The sequence below is a fragment of the Ascidiimonas meishanensis genome, from assembly GCF_037782385.1.
In the GTDB taxonomy this organism is placed as follows: Bacteria; Bacteroidota; Bacteroidia; order Flavobacteriales; family Flavobacteriaceae; genus Ascidiimonas; species Ascidiimonas meishanensis.
Map to the genome: position 1 here is coordinate 122,442 of NZ_JBBEXD010000004.1, position 20,650 is coordinate 143,091.

Genomic DNA, 20,650 nt, shown 5'->3' on the forward strand with positions numbered 1-20,650 from the left:
TTATGATTCGTGATCAAGATAAAGTACTTATACGGACAAAAAAAGGAATCTATGTAAGACCCATGCAGCATATCATGTACATTCTTGCAGAAGGTAGTTATTCTGAGGTACATTTTGAAAACGAAACCACCATGATGATGAGTAAGAACCTATCCCAGGTGAAATTACCAGATAATCGCTTTTATAGAATACATTCTTCTGTTGTGGTTAATATTACTTATATAAAGAGACTTCTCAAAGATAGTGTGATACTAACGAATGATAAAATCTTCCCTATTTCTCAAAGAAGGAGAAAAGAATTTGTAGCATTACTTAACCAATACTTTCATAATTTATAATAAAATTCTTTTACCTATAGAATCATTTATGCTTCAAAATAGTACGTTTAACTCCTAGTATATTGCAATCGTAAAGAAAAAACGTACATCATCAAGAATTAACACATTCGCACTTAATTTTGGTTAAAAATTAAAACGAAGTGTTATGAAAAAGAAAAATTTAAGTACTACGCTCAAGTTAAAAAAGAAAACCATTTCCAATCTTGCTAAAATAGAAGCTATTGGTGGAAGCAGAGGTTGTTCTCAAACCATGTGCGGAAGTTGTTCCTGCCCGGAAGCATGTTTTCCTGGTCCTGCTCCTACAAAAGACGACGCCTCTGCATGTATTTGCTTATAAAAATGTTATGAAAAAGAAAAATCTAAGCACTACGCTCAAGCAAAAAAGAAAACTATTTCTAACCTTGCCAAGGTAGAAGCTATTGGTGGAAGTAGAGGTTGTTCTCAAACCATGTGTGGAAGTTGTTCCTGCCCGGAAGCATGTCTTGGACCCGCTCCATCAGAACATCAAGGCACTCAATGTAAATGTATGTAAGTTAATACAACTCATAAAAAGCCAATCCTAAAGCTGACTTTAATTAGTCAGCTTTTTTATTCCTTTCTTCCAGTAGTTTGCAAGTTATTTCTGGATTGAATATTATTAAAAGTATTACAAAAATTATCTAATTATCCGCTAGTATTTGTTAAAATGAAATAACCTTTTATTTTTTATCTATTGTGAGTTTTTTCTTATATTTAAATAACTTACTTTGGCGTACCTATAGAGAAACTATCCTTTATAAGGAATAAATAAAATGCAAAAAATTATTTCCGACACTTGTAGTTTTTTATCAATTCATGTTTAACCATTAAATTATAACTAAGATGAAAAAAAAGAATCTTAAAAATCTGACGCTTAGAAAGACAATCATTTCAGCGTATAATTCAAAACAAAAAGTAAACGGTGGCGGAAGACCTTCAAGACCAACGGTACAAACACTAGAACTTTCTTATTGCGGTCCAATTGGCACCATTCCTCCTACCTGTTACTCGGTAGATCCGTGTGCATAAATAAAGAACGCATTTTATTTATCTCTAATTATGAATTCTTACTTATTAAAAAGAAAAATTTTAAAATCACTCTTACGCTTAAGAAGTAAGTTATTTCTAATCTTATATAAATGAAGTCTGTTGATGGTAGTCGCGGTACTGGTTTTACAAACATCTGCTCATGCCCATAAGCATGAACAGATGAGGAATTTTCAAAGCATAACATGGCATTCGTATGCGTTTGTCTCCAATTTAGAGAATAATAAAAGAATACAAGAGCCCGTTGTGCATTTTAAATAATATTAGTTTTATAACTCTATAGAAAAGTAAAAAAAATTGTTTTTAGTAGATAAGAAAATTTAAATACATGCTACTAAGAATAGCAGTATATGCATAACTTTTTAAGATTGTTTAGACAACTATTTTTGAAGTTAGGATTCCCTACTATTGGTTAAAAAATTCTCGTTAGAAGAGACACAAGCTGTGAGTGTCTTAAAATGTTCACGGATAAATCAATTTTTAAATTTTTATTATCATGCTAAAAAATCTTTTAAAATCAAATGGAGTTCAAGAATTAAATAGAAACGAACAAAAGAAAGTTTCTGGTGGTCGCATAGGTGTCCCTTGTGGAATTGATGAAAGTACATGCCAAGCTAATTGTTCAGGTGATTGTGTTGAGTTTGCTTGTGGTTCCGGCACTGGTGGTCCTTTTATTGGAGCAACAAGTTTTGTTTGTGTAAATATTGGAGTACAATAGGGATTATAAAGAAGAGGCTGTCTAAATAGGCAGCTTCTTTTTGTTGAATTCGATCAAAAGGAACATAACTTTAACTATGAGCCGAAAAGTAATCTATAAGAAAAATGATCAAGACTAGTTGAGTCTTCTCCCACCCAGTTATGACGATATGGTTCCCAGGAACCATCCTGTGCGTATTGTGAATTCAATTTTAGAGCGAGTAGATTTAGTTAATTGGAAAAAACTTGTAAAGAAGGCGGAACTTCTAGTTACCGTCCCAAATTGCTTCTCAAGATTTTAATTTATGTATACTGCGTAATTTGTATTCTTCTCGTAAGATAACGTAAGCTTTAGAGGATACCCTTTATTTTATGTGGTTTGCAGCAGGCTCACAGTCAGATCACAACACAATCCGTAACTTTCGTTTCAGAAAATTGAAAGGACATTTTAAGAAAATCTTCAATCAAGTAGTCGCGCTGTTGGCTGACCAAGGCTTTTTAAGTTTAAAGGATATTTATTTAGATGGCACCAAGATAGAAGCCAATGGGAACCGCTACCCCTGTTGTTTGGGCAAAGGGCATAAGCACCTTTCCTAAGCGTATCGAGAAACAAAGAACTCTGGAGTTATGTAGAGAAAGTATACCAAGATCAAGAACAGCGCCTTAATATCGCAGACTTTGAAGCGATAGACCCTGAGAAGATATCCCAGACTATGTACCAGATCAACCAAGCTTTAAAAGGTAGGTCGATAAATAAAAAGATAAAATAAAAATTATGCTATACAAAAAAGAACTAGCCCAAGAACTTAGAGAAGTACAAGGAGCAAGGCCAGCAAATGGGTGAAAGGAATAGCATCAGTAAGACCAATCCTGATGCTATATTATGCGCATGAAAGGATACCACATTCAAAACTGTCAACTGAAATCAGGGTATAACCTACAGAAGACTACCAATAAACAGTTCATTGTCAATTATACCTTGGCATAAGCCACAGCCACCGCGGACACCTCCACACACCCATAAATCATGTATATCAAATTATTTTAGTAAAAACTAAAGTTAAAGGCGGAACAGGATTCACAAGAGAAGGATCTTGGTGTATTTGTTTATAACGAACAAAAAGCCAATCCTAAAGCTGACTTTAATTAGTCTGTTTTAGGATTTTTTTCTTCATCTATCTCATAAACCATGTACCGAATGCGTAATAATAAAAGTATTTTACGAAATTTTTTATATGAAAAAAATAAAACTAAAGCCACTTTTATTTAGAAAAACCAAAATTACCAACCTAACGACTTTAGATTTTGTTAAAGGAGGTTTAAATACATTGATAGTTAATTGTTCGCCTGCTACTGAATATTGTTATTATCTAACACAAGTAATTATTACTGGTGTCGCCCAAGGCCCTTGCTATACTGGAAATTATGAGTCTGCGTGTCCATAAATATATAAGTAAAATATTACTTATTATTAAATCTTACTAAAATAAAAAAAAAGAAGGTTACAATACTAAAATTTAGACAAAACTAAAATTGTATCACTAAAAATTGAGCAAACTGTTAAAGGTGGAAGTTATGTTAATACCTGCGCTTTTAACGTCTTTCTTTCATAAGTAGCTAACCCCTATGATTGGAGGTACTGCCCAAGTGAAGGTTATACGCTTTGTGGTGGTTGTTAAAATAAGTCAACCTCTTAAATCACCAAAAAAACAAAGATTAATCCAGATACAATTAAAAAAATATTTTATCAAAATTATCTGTCACCAGAATTAATGGAGGAAAATAGATCTTAACTAAATAACCTTGTATTATTAAAAGAACTCCTGATGGATGTATTATTGTGACGCCTGTAACACCAATGGAGGTGCTGGTGAGCGGTGGTGGAAGACATTTAAGACCAACCCAGCAAACACTAGAACTTTTTTATTTCGCCTCAATTAGCGCTATTGCTTCTAACTGCTATTGGGTTGATTCTTGTGCTTAAACATCGTGAATATTTAATCTTTCATAAAATGGAATTCAATATTGGAATACAAAATAGTTAATTCCCACTTTAAAAAATGGACGAGGAAAAAGTTTCAAATTATTAAATTCGGAAAATTTTACTTAGTTTAGTGCTATATCAAAACTAAACATTATGAATAATTCCATTTTAAAGAAAAAATCACAACTAAGCAAAAAAGTTATTTCTAGATCAATGTCAGAAAGCCTAAGAGGAGGCAGACCATTGTGGGTTCTTAAAATTAAGAAATCAAAATATTAACTATTTGCAGGTAACGTTATAACAAACGAAATCCTATTCCAGAGCTGACTTTAATTAGTCAGCTTTTTTAATTAATTACAGTCACATCCTGAAAATGAGGAAGGTATTCTTCTGCCATGTCCAAAATTTCTATTAACTATATAAGATACGCGGTACAAAAGAAAACTATTGAATGTAACCTCGTTTATTACTATATTTATTATTTAAATATTTTTTATTTAAAATAGATTCAAATATCAAAACAGACTCCTATCAAATAAGTGTTTTGGGGTTTTTATATGTTTTATTAAAATAAAGCACTTATGGAAAACACAAATTTTAATGAGGTACAAAGAAGAGGTATTGAGCAGTTTGGCCTCACTAGAACTCAGGTACAGACACGTAACTTTGGAAGACATACCCTTGAAGCAATTGATCACTTACAATATAGCAATCCTAGTTTAAAGGGTCAAGAAGCTTTTACTCTGGTAGGAGGTTTAAATCGTAATCAAACAGACGGCTTAGTAAACTACGGCTTAACCAGAGAAAAGGTACAAAGACCTTATTATACTGAAAATATGCTTAATTTACTTGACAGTTTAATGCAATCTGACCGAAGTAGATTTTCAAACCCAAGTTTAACTTTTGATGGACCTATTTTCACGAGTATTCGGCTTCTTAATCAATCCAATCCAGAAATAGGAAATCAATCCTTATTTGATATAGTAACGAATCAATTACTTGAACATCAGTCTCGTGGACTTAATCTTGGCTTATTGCCAGAGCAACTTGGCTTTAGTATTCAAGAGAATCAATTGATTCAAATAGATGATGACAATATGGCTTCAGGAAGAGCAGTTGATGTGATTGTCTCTTTAATGCGAACAGAGCAAATGAATGCACAACAAGCTTTTAACGTAGTACAATCTTTAAGTATTGATCAAACCTCAGGAATAACAGATTTTGGCCTAAGCTTAGACCAAGTACAACACCCTTCATTTGATAGGAATGAAATTATCCAAGAAATAGCTAATGCAATTGATAATGATGAAGAACTTGGTGAGCTAGAAATGCCTTTAAATGAAGTACAACAACAATTTGCAAGACAACTCATGGATGAGAAAATAGCATCTGCTCAACAACAGCAGGAGTTATCTGAGCAAGAAGTAGCTTATCCTTCGGTTGCTGCTATGCCTAGCTCCAGTGAAAACAACAGCTCGTCTGATGAGGAAAGAGACTTAAGTGCCCTTACTACCGCCATGCAGATCAAAGAGGGAATAAGCAAACAATCTTCTTCTAAAAACGAAGTTAAGGCAGACAAAAATAGTAGCAAAAAAAAGGGACCCAGACCATCAGGAAATTAATAGGAAAAAGTACTAAAATTACCCCTTCCCAAACGCAATAGAGTATTAATGAGTATTTTCCGTGTATTTACAGAGCATTAAAAAGTCAAGACTGGCTTTTCTATGACGATTTTTTTATCATTCCGCCCTATCAAAAATTTCTCTTAACTGGTAGAATATTCGTTGTAGCACGGTTAACTCCTCCACAACTATTTCTGCGGTTCCTTACATTTCTTGTTTAAAATAGATTCAAATATTAAACAGGTTTTTTTCAAATAAGGGTCTTAGGGGATTTTATATATTCTTCATACTTGTATTAAATAAAGAATATTATGCAAGACATAAATCTAAATGAAATACAAAGAAGAGGTATTGAACAGTTTGAACTCACTTTACCACAAGTACAGACACCTAACTTTGGAGTACACACGCTCAATGCTATTGGCATCCTTAGACAAAATAACCCAGAACAATATTCAAACAATCAAGCAGCTTTTAATGAAGTTCAAGGCTTGAATAGAATTCAAACAGAAGGATTAATAGAATACGACCTCACCCGCCAACAAGTAGAAACAGCTAACTTTGGAGCACATACACTAGAAGCTATTGATACTTTACAAAATAGAAATGAGGATCTTAGCATACAAGAGGCTTTTAATCAAGTACAAAACTTGAATAGAATTCAAATAGATGGGTTATTGCATTATGGACTGAACAGATGGCAGGTAGAAACCCCTAATTTTGGAAGACATTCCCTTAACACTCTTGATCGTTTAAGACAGGCAAATCCTGCCTTATTCATATCTAATGAAAGAACCTTTGATACTATAGCGGGTTTAAATGAACCTCAAATAGATGGTATATTTTATTATAATCTAAGCCGGCAACAGGTAGAAACCCCGAACTTTGGAAGGGATACACTAGATACTATTGATGGTTTAATGCAAACTAATCGAGCTAGGTTTCCAAATCCTCAAGTAGCTTTTAATGAGGTGAATGGTTTGAATGCTATCCAAATTGAAGGAATTACAGATTACGGTCTCACACGTACACAGGTAACAACTCCTAATTTTGGTGAACATACACTCAATGCAATGAACCATTTGATCCCAAACCGAGAAAATGCTCCTCAAAACATAGCTCCTCAAGATGCTCTCAATGCAATACGTGGTTTAAATAACATTCAAATGATAGGAGGACTTCCCAATTTTGAACAAGTTGATTTGCAAATGGGAGATATCCCAATAGCGAGACTACAGCGGGCAGCCTTTAATGTAGTGCGTGGTTTAAATGCCATTCAAACAGAAGGTCTTGTTAACTTTAGACTTAATGCACGCCAAGTACTCGACACCAGACTTAATGAAGCTACTCTCACAAATATTCAGCTTCTTAAACAGCACTATCCAGAGATAAAAAACCGAGACTTATGTGATATCGTAATGAACGAATTACTAGAACATCAAGTACGTGGTCTCATTCTTGGTATATTACCAGAGCAACTTGGCTTTAGTCTCCAAGAGAATCAGTTGATTCATATAGATAGTGATAACATCGCTTCAGGAAGATCAGTTGATGTAATTGCTACTCTAATGCAAACGGAGCAAATGCCTGTACAACAAGCTTTTCAGCTAGTACAATCTTTGAGTAATGATCAAACTTCAGGAATAACAGATATTGGTCTGCGTTTAGACCAAGTACAAAACCCTTTATTTGATAGGAATGAAATTATTGAAGAAATAGCTAATGCAATTGATAATAATGAAGAACTTGGTGAGCTAGAAATGCCTTTAAATAAAGTACAACAACAATATGCAAGAGAACTCATGGATAAGAAAATAGCCTCTGCACTACAACAAGAAGAGTTGGCTAACCAAAAAGTTGCTTATCCTGCGGTAGCTGCTATGCCTAGCTCCAGTGAAAACAACAGTTCGTCTGATGAGGAAAGAGACTTAAGTGCCCTTACTACCGCCATGCAGATCAAAGAGGGAGTAAGCAAACAATCTTCTTCTAAAAAAGAAGTTAAGGCAGACAAAAATAGTAGCAAAAAAAAGGGACCCAGACCATCAGGAAATTAATAGGAAAAAGTACTAAAATTACCCCTTCCCAAACGCAATAGAGTATTAATGAGTATTTTCCGTGTATTTACAGAGCATTAAAAAGTCAAGACTGGCTTTTCTATGACGATTTTTTTATCATTCCGCCCTATCAAAAATTTCTCTTAACTGGTAGAATATTCGTTGTAGCACGGTTAACTCCTCTACAACTATTTCTGCGGTTCCTTGCATTTCCTGCTTAAAATCTATCTCTTTATTATAAGAAGTGGTTAATCCTCCGATATCTACATAAATAGAATAATAAGGCTCCTGTTGTACTTGTTGCTTTGGCACATCCGATATATTCGTAATTGTACCTACTAAACTTCCCCACTCTTGGTTGGGATAATTATCTAATTTGATAATTACCTTTTGGCCTAGCTTTACCTTTCCTGAATTTTGAATTGGCATTGCTACTTTACCTATGAGTTTTTTGTAATCTTGAGGTACAATCGTAAAAAGTACTTCTCCTACATTCACACTTTGGTATTTATTCCATACATCAAAAATGGTGATTTTTCCATCTATTGGACTCTTTAAAATGTATAACTGTTCCCAATTTCGCATTTCATTAATCAAGTTCTGATGGGCCTTTTCCAATTGCTGCCTGTAATTATTAGTAAACTCTTCTCCCTGAATATCGTTTTGGGTAAGCAAATTATTATTACTTGCAATTGAAATTTCAGTATTAGAGATACTTGTTTTCAAGTTCTCAAATCTTTGCCGGTCTGATAAGTAACTGCGGGAAGCAGTTTCAAATTCAGATTTAGATAAAACACCTCTATCATACAGCGTACGATTTCTTTCATAATCATTTTTTGAAAACTCCAACTCTTCACCAAATAAAGAAAGTTGTTCTTTCTGCTTGCTTAATAAATCTCGTTGTTCGCTAATTTGTCTTGCAATAACTACAGATTCCTTCTTATTAGGTTTTAATGAATTGAAAAGAATGTAATTTTGATATTCGGTAATAAAACTTCCATAAGCCAGTTGTATAGGACCTAGCTTTAAAAAGGAAGGATATACTTGTCTTAAAGAATCAGTATTAATTATAGCTGGTTGAAACTCTTCAATTTTTGTCTTTAAATAATATACATCGTTAAAATCGGCTGTGTTTTCAATTTCGGCAAGCACTTCTTCTTCTTTTACGAGTTGATCTGCCTCTACAAAAATATTGGTAAGCCTGCCGCTAGTTTTTGCCTCCAGATAGACTGGTGGATTCTCGCTAGTAATTACAATACGTGCGGGAATAATATCATTATAACTAATGAGCGCTGCTCCCACCAGTAATACAATTACAATAATAAATACAACCGTAATCCCCCATTGAATTACCCAATTTGGAGTTTTACCCAATATCTCTTTAACCTGATCTGATCTTTCATCAAGATCATCAAGCTTATTTCTTTTTTTTACTGCTTCTTCTGCTACTTCCTCTGCCATTTAGTTTCCTAATTCAAGTTGATTCTTTACCAGAGTATAATACGCTCCTCTTAGACTGGTAAGTTCTTTATGCGTCCCTCTTTCTATAATTTTACCTTGGTCTAAAACTATTATTTGATCTGCATTTTTAACCGTACTAAGACGGTGAGCAACCACTACTACCGTTTTTCCTTTATAAAATTCCTGAAGATTTTCCATAATTACCTTCTCATTGTTAGCATCTAGTGCACTAGTAGCTTCATCAAAGAAAATATACTTAGGATTTTTATAAACAGATCGGGCAATTAATACTCGTTGTTTTTGTCCGCCACTTATATTTACTCCACTACCCCCTATCTTAGTATTAAAACCAGATGGAAGTTCTTCAATAAAATTATCAATATTTGCCACATTTACCGCGTGCTCTAATCTAACTTTATCGGTGATTCCTTCAGAGTCTGATTCAGTTATATTTCGCGCAATTGTATCACCAAAGAGAAAACCATCTTGCATTACAGAACCACAAGATTTTCTCCAAGTACCAGTACTTATGTTTACTAATTTAGTTTGACCTATTAAAATATTCCCCTCTGTAGGATCATAAAACTTTAATAATAACTTGATTAAGGTGGTTTTACCGCTTCCGCTGGCTCCTACAATAGCGGTAACTTTTCCTTGAGGAATTGAAAAATCTAAATTTTCAAGCACCCATGGCGAAGAAGCACCGCCATATCTAAAACTTAAATCTTTAATATTAATGGTTTTATCTTCTGGCAACTCCTTTATAAAATCTTCATTTCTATCTTCTTCATCATCTTTTAAATGAATTTCTGCTAACCTTTCTAAACTAATCTTAGCGTCTTGACCTGTTTGAATAAAAGAAATAAAATTATTGATAGGTAAATTTAGCTGTCCAATAATATATTGAATAGAAAGCATCATACCCAAAGTAAGCTCTCCATCAATTACTGCCTTTGCTGCCACAAAGGTGATGAGTATGTTTTTTAATTCATTTAAAAACTGACCTCCAGTATTCTGTGTTTGAGATAATGCGAGTCCCTTTATAGATATTTTAAAAAGTCTTACTTGAATGGCTTCCCATTCCCAACGGCGTCTTCTTTCAGATCCGTTTAACTTTATTTCCTGCATTCCTGAAATAAGCTGGTACAAACTACTCTGATTGTCTGAAGACTGATCAAACCTTTTATAATCTAATTCCGCCCGCTTTTTAAGAAATAGCAATGTCCAACCTACATAAACCACTGAACCCACAAAAAACAAAGTGAAAATGGTTAGATTATAATATGCCAGTACCGCTCCAAAAATCACAAAATTAAATGCGGAAAATAGGGTGTTAAGTGTTGTGGAAGATAGAAAGTTTTGAATTCTGTTATGATCATAGATACGTTGTATGATATCTCCTGTATTTTTTGAATCAAAAAAAGCAATTGGTAATCGCATTAACTTAATAAGGAAATCAGAAATTAAATTGATATTAATTCTACTAGTCATATGAAGTAAAATCCAACCCCGTATAAGTTCTACTGTAGTTTGTGATACAAATAAGGTGAGCTGGGCGATCAATATTAAGTATACAAAATTGATATTTTGGTAGTTAATACCATAATCTACTACTGCCTGTGTTAAGAAAGGAAAAATAAGTTGAAGTAAACTTCCCACCAACAACCCTAACATTAGCTGAAGGATATACTTTTTAAAAGGCCTGAAATACCAGAATAAAAATTTAAAACCGTATTCTTTCTTTTCGTCCGGATCTGCATTAAAAAACTCTGGAGTTGGCTCTAGTAATAGCAAATACCCCTCAGCTTCATCAGGATCGGCATTTTTACCAATCCATCCTTTAATAAAATCAGCTTTACTATACTTAACCAATCCATGCGCAGGATCTGCTACGTAAACAATATCTTTTTTAATTGCATAAACCACCACAAAGTGACGTTGTCTCCAATGTGCAATACAAGGCAGTGGCACTTCGTCTTCTAGAGTTTTAAAATCTATACTTACAGCAAGGGTATGGAGACCCACATCTTCAGCAGCTTCTGCAATACCTCCTAAAGAAACTCCTTCCCTAGTAATATTTGATTTTCTTCTGAGTACATCAATAGGAATTGACCTCCCAAAATGTTTAGCTACCATTCTTAAACAGGTAGGACCACAATCCATCTGATCCAACTGCTTATAAAATGGGAACTTTCTTAACTTCATAGGTTTAATTTAGCTATAAAAATATTACAATTATTTGGAATTTCTAAAATAACACAGATTAATATACAACTCATAAATCAGATCATTTTAGAATACTCCTTAAAATAAAAAATGCCCGCAAATAATGCAGGCATTTATTTATGAATATGGGCAATTTTAGAAACCTAATTCTTTCTTTACATCGGCCATTAAATCTTTGCCATCTGCAAAAATCACACCTTGACCTGCACTTGCATCTAATACATAGTTAAATCCTTGTGCTTTTGCAATTTTTTGAATGGCATCATTCGCTTTTTTGAAAATAGGCTCTAGCAATTCAACCTGTTTTTTCTGAAGTTCCTGACCCGCCATTTGCTCTGCCTGACGAATGTTTACTTCTCTCTGGCGTACATCTTCTGCTCTTTTTTCGTTTTCTTCTTTCGTTTTAGTAGTTGCTTCATTTTGATACTGTGTATACAAGTTTTGCAACTCTTTAGCTGAAGTTTCTAAATCTGCGCGATACGTCTGCTCCAACTTTTTAATCTCAGCTTGTGCTGCCTTTGTTTCAGGCATTTCATTTACAAGCTGCTGAACATTGATATGCGCAATTTTACTTTGTGCATTAGCATAACTTGATGCTCCTAATACAAGTGCTATTGCAATTACAAACGTTTTTAACTGTTTCATGGTACTACTAATTGTTTAAGTGTTATTTTTAATTATTTTCATTTTCATCAGACTCCTCTTCTTTATCCTGATCTTGTTTCTTTTTATCCTTAGCTTCTTGTGCTGCCTTTTTGCGGGCTTCCCGTTCCTCCAGTAATTTTTTACGACGCTCTTCGTACGCTTTTTTAAGCTCTTCCCTTTCTTTCAAACGTTGTAAGCGCTTTTCTTCCTGAGCTTTTGCACGTTCTGCCCTTTGTGCTTCTACCGCTTGCTTTCTTGCTTCTACCTCTGGGTTAGGCGGCGTATCTTCAAATTTTTCCTTTTCACTTTTTTTGCTTCTGTTGTTACGTTCATTTTTCTTTTTTGAACGATTAAGAGATCTCAAAACAAGGTCGCTAATATCGTAACTTTTGTTTGAATAGAGCATTACTACATCAGCAGATTTATCAAAAATAAAATCATATTTACGTTTAGAAGCTATTTCCTGCACCGCATTAAATACTTGATCTTGTACTGGCTGAACTAATAAGCGTTTTTGAATCACCAAATCTCCCTGAGGGCCAAATCTTGCCTGCTGATATTCCAACATCTCCTTTTCCAGTATTTGGATTTCTTCTTCTCGCTCTTCAATTAATTCCTTAGTTAAAAGTACTTTTTCTGCATTTAAGTCTTTCTTCATTTGAGCTACAACATTTTTCTGTTGCTCAACTTCTACTTTCCACTTCTGAACCTTGGCACTCAACTGTGTATTTGCCTCTTTGTATTCATCTACATTTTCCAGTATATATTCCATATCTATATACCCTATCCTAACACCCCGTTGTGCATTCATCATTAGGGTAAAAGTTGCTAATAAAAGAAAAAGAACTTTTGTTTTCATAAGCTTATGTTGTTTGTATAGAAAATATCGTGCCAAAATTAAAATTGTTGACCAATTATGAAGTGAGTTTCCCATCCATTAGCTCCTGTAGAACCCGGAACGTTATCAAATCCATATCCAAAATCAATTCCTAAAAGACCAAAAGCAGGCATAAAAATACGCAATCCAAAACCAGCAGATCTTTTTAAATCAAACGGATCATAGTCTTTAAAATTGTCAAATGCGGAACCCGCTTCTAGAAATGATAGTCCGTAAATGGTTGCAGATGGGTTAAAAGTTATAGGGTATCTAAGCTCAAGAGAGAATTTATTATAGATAGTAGAGCCATCATTATTGGGGATTCCCGTACGTTCATTAATAGTTCTAATGGATTGGTTTGGATACCCTCTAAGTGCAATATTTTCCCTGCCATCCAAGGTAAAATTCCCTAAACCATCACCTCCAAGAAAAAATCTTTCAAACGGAACAATACCACGGTCATTATTATAGGCACCCAGAAAACCAAATTCTCCTTGTGTTTTTAAAATAAGTTGATCTACGATTCTAGTATACCAAGCACCACTAAATTTTACTTTATAAAATTCTAACCATCTAAAACGTTCCTGATCTATTTCTTGTATGGTAATCTGGTCATTATCTTCTAACGCTTGCTCTCTTCGCTCTCTAAGATCTTTGTAATCTGTATTATCAAATAATGAATATGGTAGTGTTAATTTAGCGGTAAGGCTAAATTGAGAACCACCTACTGGAAAGATAGGATTGTTAAAGGTGTTATTTCTACTTAGACCAATGGTATAAGAAACATTATTAGAAAAACCGTCTCCAAAAGTAAACAGCCCTGTATTATAATTTTTCAAATCATAATGCTGAAAAGCCAATGCATGAGAAAGGGTAAAAAAGTTATCGGGCACTTCTAACCTTTTAGCCAGACCAAAAGTAACCCCTGTTATCAAGAAGCGGCGATCACGATCTACTTCTATACGACCACTGGTAGCGAATCTATCGAACAAATATTGCACTGTATGCGATAAAGATGCTGAAAACTGAACTGGTTTCTCTCCTCCTAGCCATGGTTCTACAAAAGAAAAACTATAGGTCTGAAAAGATCTACTGGCCTGAAGACGTAAAGATAAGCTTTGCCCATCACCCATTGGTATAGGCTTGTAAGCATCTTTTTTAAAAATATCCCTAATAGAAAAATTACTAAACGAAAGTCCCAAAGTTCCTATAAAACCTCCGCCTCCAAAACCACCTTGTAATTCAATTTGGCTAGAACCTCTTTCCACTACTTTATACTGAACATCAACTGTTCCGTCATTTGGGTTTGGGTTTTGGATATCTGGAACTACTTGTTCTGGATCAAAAAATCGCAACTGCCCTAATTCACGAATGGTTCTGATAACATTACTTTTACTGTAAAGTTGTCCTGGTCTTATTCTTAACTCCCTGTAGATAACATGGTCATTAGTCTTATCATTTCCAACTACTCTTACATTATTAATGTAAGCGGGTTTTCCTTCAATAATTCGTATTTCAAAATTAATAGTATCATTCTCAGCAGAAACCTCCACAGGATTAATTCTTGAAAAAAGATATCCGTTATTTTGATAAAGATTGGTAATATCTTCTGCATCTGGCTTTGAATTGTCTGCAATTCTTTCCTTTAACAAAACACCATTATAGGTATCACCTTTTTCAATTCCTAATACAGCAGATAACCCTTGATCTGTATAAGCTGTATTTCCAACAAAATCTATCTCACCAAAATAATACTTATTTCCTTCTTCAACATTTACAGTAATATCTAGTGTATTCTTTTTATCATTAAAAACTACGGTATCTGAAATTACTCTGGCATCCCTGTATCCTTTTTCTTTATAAGAATCTACGATGGCACTAAGATCTTCTTTATAATCTGCTTCAATAAATTTAGATTTCTTCCAGAATCTTAAAGGCATTTTCTTTTTGGTATTAGACATTGCCTTTCTGAGCTTCTTATCTTTAAGCTTTTCGTTACCTACAAAATCAATTGAACCAATCTTTACTTTGTCCCCTTTATCAATATCCACTAAAACCTTCAAAGAATTTGTCTGAGTAGTATCGGGCTTAGTCAAAATATTGACCTTTGCATTTAGAAAGCCTTGTTTTTTATACTTATTGAGAATGTAATTTTTAGTATTAGTAAGGAAGCTTTCGGTTACTTTTTTTCCCTTTTTAAGTTCCGTATCATTTACAATATTTTCTGCTTTCTTTTTCTTTATACCAGTAATCTTAGCTTCTGAAAGCGTTGGGAGTTCTTGAATATTTAATTCTAAATAAACGGTTTCTCCTTCTATATTGGTTATATAAATACTTATATCGCTAAAGAGTTCTAGCTTCCAGAGCTTATTTAAAACCTTACTAATTTCTTCTCCTGGAATTGTAATTACCTGTCCGGTCCTTAAACCAGTATATGTAAGAACCGTTTGTTCATTATAGCTTTTAATTCCAGTTACCTCAACGCCACCTAGAATATATTTCTTTCCCTTGTCAAATGGTATTTCTTGAGCACTTGTATATTGTGAGCAAAAAATCAGCATCAATACTAATACACCAAAATATCTTATCCCGTTGATATTCCTATTTAAGTTGTTCACTTGTTTTTCCAAATCTGCGTTCTCTATTTTGATAGTTTAATATGGCTTCATACAAATTTTCCTTGGTAAAATCCGGCCAAAGAACATCTGTGAAATACAACTCAGCATATGCAATTTGCCAAAGCAAAAAATTGCTAATGCGATGTTCTCCACTTGTTCGTATTAACAGGTCTACATCTGGTAAATCATGCGTGTAAAGATGTGCATTTATAATTGATTCATCAATACTTTCTACTGAAATTATGTTATTTTTAACTTTGGAACACAGTGATTTCACAGCATTTTTGATTTCTTCTCTTGAACCATAACTAAGTGCTAAAGTAAGTGTCATGTGATCATTATCCTGTGTTCTCTTTATAACATCTAAAAGTTCTTTTCTAGCTGTTTTTGGGAGCGTTTCAATATTGCCAATACTTGTAAGTTTGATGTTATTTTTTGTGAGAGATTCTAATTCTTTCCTAAGAGAAGTAACTAAAAGTTTCATCAGTGTTTGAACTTCTAATTTTGGTCTATTCCAATTTTCGGTTGAAAAAGCGTATAAAGTTAGGTGTTTCACGCCTAGTTCTGCACAGGCTTCTACTACCTGCTTTACAGATTTACTTCCATTTTCATGACCAAAAACACGTAACTTTCCTTTAAGCTTTGCCCATCGCCCGTTACCATCCATGATAATTGCAATATGCCCCGGTAGGTTATTTTTATTAATTAAGTCTTTTTGGTTCATTTTAATTTTCTACTCAAAACAGTAATAACAGGGCCTCCTTCCAAAGGTATAAGTCAAGGTAATCCCTGAAAAAACATACCAATCATCACTGTAAATATTTCCAAAACTCAAACTGCCATTTGCATTGTTAGGGTTACTGCCGTCCAGATTATCTGTAAAAGTGTATCTAGCACCAATCTCTGCCCCAAGTACAAGATGCTCTCCAATTTTGCCCTTAACTCCAAGGGTCATTGGGATTGCAAATGTATTACGATTTCCATTATCTACCACTAATCCTCCGTTAAAATTAAGTTTTGAATGGCTAAAATAAGATAATCCACCATATATATAGGGGGTCACAGGCTTACTAAAATCATGAAGATTAAATGGAAGAAAGTTAAACTCCATACCAATTGAAAGTTCACGAATGGAATTTTCGAAACTAAAATCTCTCTGTATTCTAGAGTTGATGTCTGCATTTGCGTCATCACCAGAAAGTTTTGTAAATATAAGACTCGCTCGGTAAGAATACCTACTGCTTTTATTCCACTTGTAGATGAAACCAAAAGCGGCTTGATTAGGATTAATATAGTTGGTAGAACCAATATCTCCTATATAATTACTACCTCCTCCAAATATACCAATTTCATGTATTTGTGAAGTGGCTGAATACATTCCTGATAACAGAAAAAACAAAAGCACAATTATCCTCATAAATCTAAAGTTTGCAAATATAACAATTAAGATTACTCAGGGGCAATAAGTAATAGAAACGATACGATTGTTAAACAGGTTTTGAGCTCATTTATTGTCTAATTTCGCTTATCCTCTCCCCATAATAGCTTTTTTCTTAATGTTTTAAGAAAGCTTTCCGAAGCAAGTTCTACCATATTAATATGAAAAGGGGCTTTGTTTATAATAATTTCCGTTTTATTATCTACAGTAGCAATACGAGAATCTAATGAAACTAAATAGCTATTTTCTCTTCCAGAAATCTCTAAACGAATTTTTTTATGATCTGGAATCACCAAAGGTCTTGCGTTTAAATTATGAGGAGCAATAGGGGTGAAAATAAATGCATTTGTATCTGGTGTAATAACAGGACCTCCACAGCTCAAAGAATACCCTGTTGAACCAGTAGGTGTAGAAACAATTAAACCATCTGCCCAATATGAGGTAAGATATTCATCATCTATATAGGTAGCTACCGTAATCATTGATGTAGTATTCTTGCGGCTTACCGCGATTTCATTTAAAGCAAAGTTAATTTCTGCTAAATCATCAACTGCAGGATTGGTTGTGATTTCCAAGAGACTCCTTTTCTCTACATTGTAATTACCTTTAAACAACTCACCAATGGCTGTAATAATATCTTCTTTTTGCAATGTGGCTAAAAACCCAAGTCGTCCAGTATTGATTCCAACTACAGGAATATTGTGATCACGTACTAGGAGAATTGCTCTTAGAATAGTTCCATCACCTCCTACACTAAAGAAAAGATCAAATGAATCATCCAAATCATCATAAGATGAAAAAGTTTGATATGAATGGGTTAATCCTAGAGCTTGTTCTTTAAGTATTTTTAAATAGCCAGATTCTATAAAGACTTCTGCTCCGCGTATATGCAATTCATCTAAAAGACTTTTGACACAACTACCAGAGCCTTCATGATAAAACTGCCCATACACCCCTACTTTCATAATTAGCAATTAAATATTAAGAAATTTCTTGAGATAATTTGACCTTTCTTTAAGACCCTCCATGTACATATCATCTTCATTACCAACAATAATGTTGTAATTATAACGTCTTAATGTTTGAAGAATAGAATTAAGCCCCGTATTCCCTACTTTAAGTGTAATTTGGATTATATCATCTTTAGAATCAGATATAAAAGCACCAAGTAGTTTTCCTTCATTACTTTCCACAATTTGTGAAATTTCACTAAAAGAATAGTCTTTCATTCCTTTTTCAACAATAACGACTCCTCCCGGCTCGTATAAAAACGGCGTGTCGTTAAAAATAGTGATGATATCTATTAACTCATAATATCCAGCATATTCATTTGCATCATCTAAAACAGGAACCAAATTGGCATTATGACGCGCAAACGTCTCTAATACATCCAGCCAATTTGTCTCTTTTCTAACGAAAAAGGTATCTAAAGCATACCGGTAATCACCTACTTTTTTTGAACTGTCAAACGCCTGAATATCATCTTCAGAAATATTGCCGATTAAAAAGTTATTTTCAACTACCGGCAGATGTGTACAGGTAGTGCTGGCAAACTTGATCATAACATCGGCTATTGAAGTCTCTGGGGTGAGTGCCTCAATATCAAAACGTATGTAAGAATTAATCTTAATCATTGCTTTACTAATAAATGGCAAATTAATTAAAATCTATGATAAAAAGCGTGCCCTACTTTGTATTTTTGCCAAATAATAACTTTGACACGTATTTTATGACTAAACTCAGTGTTAATATTAATAAAATAGCCACCTTAAGAAATGCCAGAGGTGGTAACGTCCCGAATCTGCTTAAAGTAGCTAGAGATATTGAAGAATTTGGCGGACAAGGGATCACCATTCATCCAAGACCAGATGAACGCCATATAAAATATGCCGATGCAAGGGCATTGAAAGAACTGGTGACTTCTGAATATAATATAGAAGGGAATCCAATAAAAAAATTCGTAGATCTGGTTTTAGAAGTAAGACCTACACAAGTAACACTGGTTCCAGATGCGGTTGATGCTATTACCTCCAATGCAGGTTGGGACACTGTAAAACACAAAAGTTTTTTACAAGAAGTTATTCAGGAATTTAAAAGAAATCAAATAAGAACTTCCATATTTGTTGATCCTGTTGAAAAAATGATAGAAGGAGCAGCAGAAACTGGGACAGACCGCATTGAGCTCTATACAGAAGCATACGCCGAAGCCTATGAGAAAGGGGATTTATCAGGAATTGAGCCTTACAGTAACGCAGCTCTATTGGCTTCCAAATTACACCTTGGCATCAATGCAGGACACGATTTAAGCCTTGATAACATCAAATTCTTTAAAGAAAATGTTCCAGATTTACTTGAAGTTTCTATAGGCCATGCACTTATTTGTGAATCTCTTTATTTAGGACTAGAGAATGTAATTAATCTTTATTTGCATAAACTTCAATAATGTCTTTACTCCATTCAAAAATTATAGGTAAAGGAAAACCGTTGATTATTCTTCATGGCTTTTTAGGCATGTCTGATAATTGGAAAACCCTTGGTAACTTTTATGCCGAAAGTGGATTTGAAGTACATCTTGTTGATCAAAGAAATCACGGTAGAAGTTTTCACGCAGAATCCTTTTCATATGAACTTATGAGTGCTGATTTGTTGTATTATTTACAATATCATAAAATTGAGCGCTCACAAATCATAGGGCATTCCATGGGAGGAAAAACAGCGATGTTTTTTGCACTTCATAATCCAGAAAATGTCCATAAACTTATTATTGCTGATATTGCTCCAAAATATTATTCGGTGCATCATCAAGAAATTCTGGAAGGACTTCACAGTGTAAATCTTAATGAAATAAGCTCTCGTAAAGAGGCAGAGGAGCAACTTGGACTTTACATTAAAGATTTTGGAATCAGACAATTTTTACTTAAAAATCTTTATCGTAAAACAAGAGATTCTTTTGATTGGCGAATGAATTTACCAGTGCTTTCAGCGCATGTAGAGGAAGTAGGGGCGTCTACGCCAGAAGATAAAGAATTCAAAGGCGAAACTCTTTTTCTTAAAGGGGGTAAATCTAACTATTTAACTATGGATGATATACCTCTAATTACAAAACTATTTCCTAATACTACGATAGAATCTATTGAAAATGCCGGACATTGGCTTCATGCAGAAAATCCAAAGCAATTTATTGAGTTTTCCATGAATTTTTTAGACCCTTCCTAAACATACTACTAACAATTGATTAAATTTAACTTCTAAAACAATTATGAAATCATGAAATTCATATTCAAAATACTTTTATCTGCGCTGGCGGTAATCTTATTAGCAAAGTTGTTACCAGGAGTAGCTGTTGACAGTTATGTAACTGCAATTGTAGTGGCTATTGTACTTAGTTTACTAAAATTTATTGTAAAACCTATTTTAGTTATTTTAACACTACCTATAACTGTTGTCACCCTAGGTCTTTTTTTACTTATTATTAATGCTGTGATTATAATTCTAGCGGATAAACTCGTAGATGGATTTACAGTTAGTGGTTTATGGTGGGCACTGTTATTTAGCCTCTTACTTTCTTTTTTCCAATCAGTTTTGTTCTCATTAATAAAAGAAGATAAGAAAGATTAACATATCCT

Annotated in this window: 18 protein-coding genes and 1 pseudogene; 10 read left to right on the forward strand and 9 right to left on the reverse strand. The window is 33.9% G+C overall.

Going from position 1 to position 20,650, the window contains the following annotated elements; all coding sequences use genetic code 11:
* The first annotated feature begins 2 nt into the window (after positions 1-2).
* The 7 genes and pseudogenes from WBG07_RS08210 (at position 3) to WBG07_RS08240 (ending at position 7,759) form a co-directional block, all read left to right on the forward strand.
* The gene (locus WBG07_RS08210; RefSeq protein WP_340200254.1) at positions 3-338 is read left to right on the forward strand and encodes a LytR/AlgR family response regulator transcription factor; all 336 of its coding nucleotides are present in this window, start codon (positions 3-5) and stop codon (positions 336-338) included.
* A gap of 145 nt (positions 339-483) precedes the next feature.
* Positions 484-675: a hypothetical protein gene (locus WBG07_RS08215; protein ID WP_340200255.1), complete on the forward strand. Its 192-nt coding sequence runs from the start codon at positions 484-486 to the stop codon at positions 673-675.
* A 524-nt stretch (positions 676-1,199) separates the two neighbouring features.
* Entirely contained in the window at positions 1,200-1,385 is a 186-nt protein-coding gene (locus tag WBG07_RS08220; RefSeq protein WP_340200256.1) for a hypothetical protein, read from the forward strand.
* A 514-nt stretch (positions 1,386-1,899) separates the two neighbouring features.
* The gene (locus WBG07_RS08225) at positions 1,900-2,121 is read left to right on the forward strand and encodes a hypothetical protein (protein ID WP_340200257.1); all 222 of its coding nucleotides are present in this window, start codon (positions 1,900-1,902) and stop codon (positions 2,119-2,121) included.
* A gap of 338 nt (positions 2,122-2,459) precedes the next feature.
* Positions 2,460-2,696 (forward strand): annotated as a pseudogene (locus WBG07_RS08230) (transposase); the annotation flags it as partial.
* A 1,968-nt stretch (positions 2,697-4,664) separates the two neighbouring features.
* The gene (locus WBG07_RS08235; RefSeq protein WP_340200260.1) at positions 4,665-5,705 is read left to right on the forward strand and encodes a hypothetical protein; all 1,041 of its coding nucleotides are present in this window, start codon (positions 4,665-4,667) and stop codon (positions 5,703-5,705) included.
* 311 nt (positions 5,706-6,016) lie between these two features.
* Positions 6,017-7,759, forward strand: coding sequence for a hypothetical protein (locus WBG07_RS08240; RefSeq protein WP_340200262.1), 1,743 nt, complete (start codon positions 6,017-6,019; stop codon positions 7,757-7,759).
* A 117-nt stretch (positions 7,760-7,876) separates the two neighbouring features.
* On the opposite strand, the gene WBG07_RS08245 is transcribed toward WBG07_RS08240, so the two are convergent.
* From WBG07_RS08245 to WBG07_RS08285, 9 genes are all read right to left on the reverse strand, one after another.
* On the reverse strand, positions 7,877-9,220 hold the full coding sequence (locus WBG07_RS08245) for an HlyD family secretion protein (protein ID WP_340200263.1): 1,344 nt from the start codon (positions 9,218-9,220) through the stop codon (positions 7,877-7,879).
* Positions 9,221-11,425: a peptidase domain-containing ABC transporter gene (locus WBG07_RS08250; protein ID WP_340200265.1), complete on the reverse strand. Its 2,205-nt coding sequence runs from the start codon at positions 11,423-11,425 to the stop codon at positions 9,221-9,223.
* Positions 11,426-11,581: 156 nt separating this feature from the next.
* The gene (locus WBG07_RS08255) at positions 11,582-12,091 is read right to left on the reverse strand and encodes an OmpH/Skp family outer membrane protein (protein ID WP_340200266.1); all 510 of its coding nucleotides are present in this window, start codon (positions 12,089-12,091) and stop codon (positions 11,582-11,584) included.
* A 28-nt stretch (positions 12,092-12,119) separates the two neighbouring features.
* Positions 12,120-12,950, reverse strand: a complete 831-nt coding sequence (locus WBG07_RS08260; RefSeq protein ID WP_340200267.1) for an OmpH/Skp family outer membrane protein — start codon at positions 12,948-12,950, stop codon at positions 12,120-12,122.
* Between the two features lie 38 nt (positions 12,951-12,988).
* Positions 12,989-15,598 (reverse strand): outer membrane protein assembly factor BamA, encoded by a 2,610-nt coding sequence (gene bamA / locus WBG07_RS08265; RefSeq protein ID WP_413788817.1) that lies wholly within the window; start codon positions 15,596-15,598, stop codon positions 12,989-12,991.
* Positions 15,570-16,310 (reverse strand): isoprenyl transferase, encoded by a 741-nt coding sequence (locus tag WBG07_RS08270; RefSeq protein ID WP_340200269.1) that lies wholly within the window; start codon positions 16,308-16,310, stop codon positions 15,570-15,572. The genes bamA and WBG07_RS08270 overlap by 29 nt, the downstream gene beginning before the upstream one ends.
* A gap of 9 nt (positions 16,311-16,319) precedes the next feature.
* Positions 16,320-17,003, reverse strand: a complete 684-nt coding sequence (gene porG / locus WBG07_RS08275; RefSeq protein WP_340200271.1) for a type IX secretion system protein PorG — start codon at positions 17,001-17,003, stop codon at positions 16,320-16,322.
* A gap of 98 nt (positions 17,004-17,101) precedes the next feature.
* The gene (locus WBG07_RS08280; RefSeq protein ID WP_340200273.1) at positions 17,102-17,989 is read right to left on the reverse strand and encodes an NAD kinase; all 888 of its coding nucleotides are present in this window, start codon (positions 17,987-17,989) and stop codon (positions 17,102-17,104) included.
* Between the two features lie 9 nt (positions 17,990-17,998).
* Entirely contained in the window at positions 17,999-18,658 is a 660-nt protein-coding gene (locus WBG07_RS08285) for a CBS domain-containing protein (protein ID WP_340200274.1), read from the reverse strand.
* 95 nt (positions 18,659-18,753) lie between these two features.
* Here WBG07_RS08285 and WBG07_RS08290 point away from each other — a divergent pair, with 95 nt between their 5' ends.
* Genes WBG07_RS08290 through WBG07_RS08300 form a run of 3 tightly spaced genes read left to right on the forward strand, consistent with a single transcriptional unit; the run spans position 18,754 to position 20,642 of the window.
* On the forward strand, positions 18,754-19,467 hold the full coding sequence (locus WBG07_RS08290) for a pyridoxine 5'-phosphate synthase (protein ID WP_340200276.1): 714 nt from the start codon (positions 18,754-18,756) through the stop codon (positions 19,465-19,467).
* Positions 19,467-20,240 carry an alpha/beta fold hydrolase gene (locus WBG07_RS08295; RefSeq protein WP_340200277.1) on the forward strand — a complete coding sequence of 258 codons (774 nt, stop codon included), beginning with the start codon at positions 19,467-19,469 and terminating at the stop codon, positions 20,238-20,240. Before WBG07_RS08290 ends, WBG07_RS08295 begins: the two co-directional genes overlap by 1 nt.
* 51 nt (positions 20,241-20,291) lie before the next feature.
* Complete coding sequence (locus tag WBG07_RS08300; RefSeq protein WP_340200278.1) at positions 20,292-20,642, forward strand: phage holin family protein; 351 nt, start codon at positions 20,292-20,294, stop codon at positions 20,640-20,642.
* Positions 20,643-20,650 lie beyond the last annotated feature (8 nt).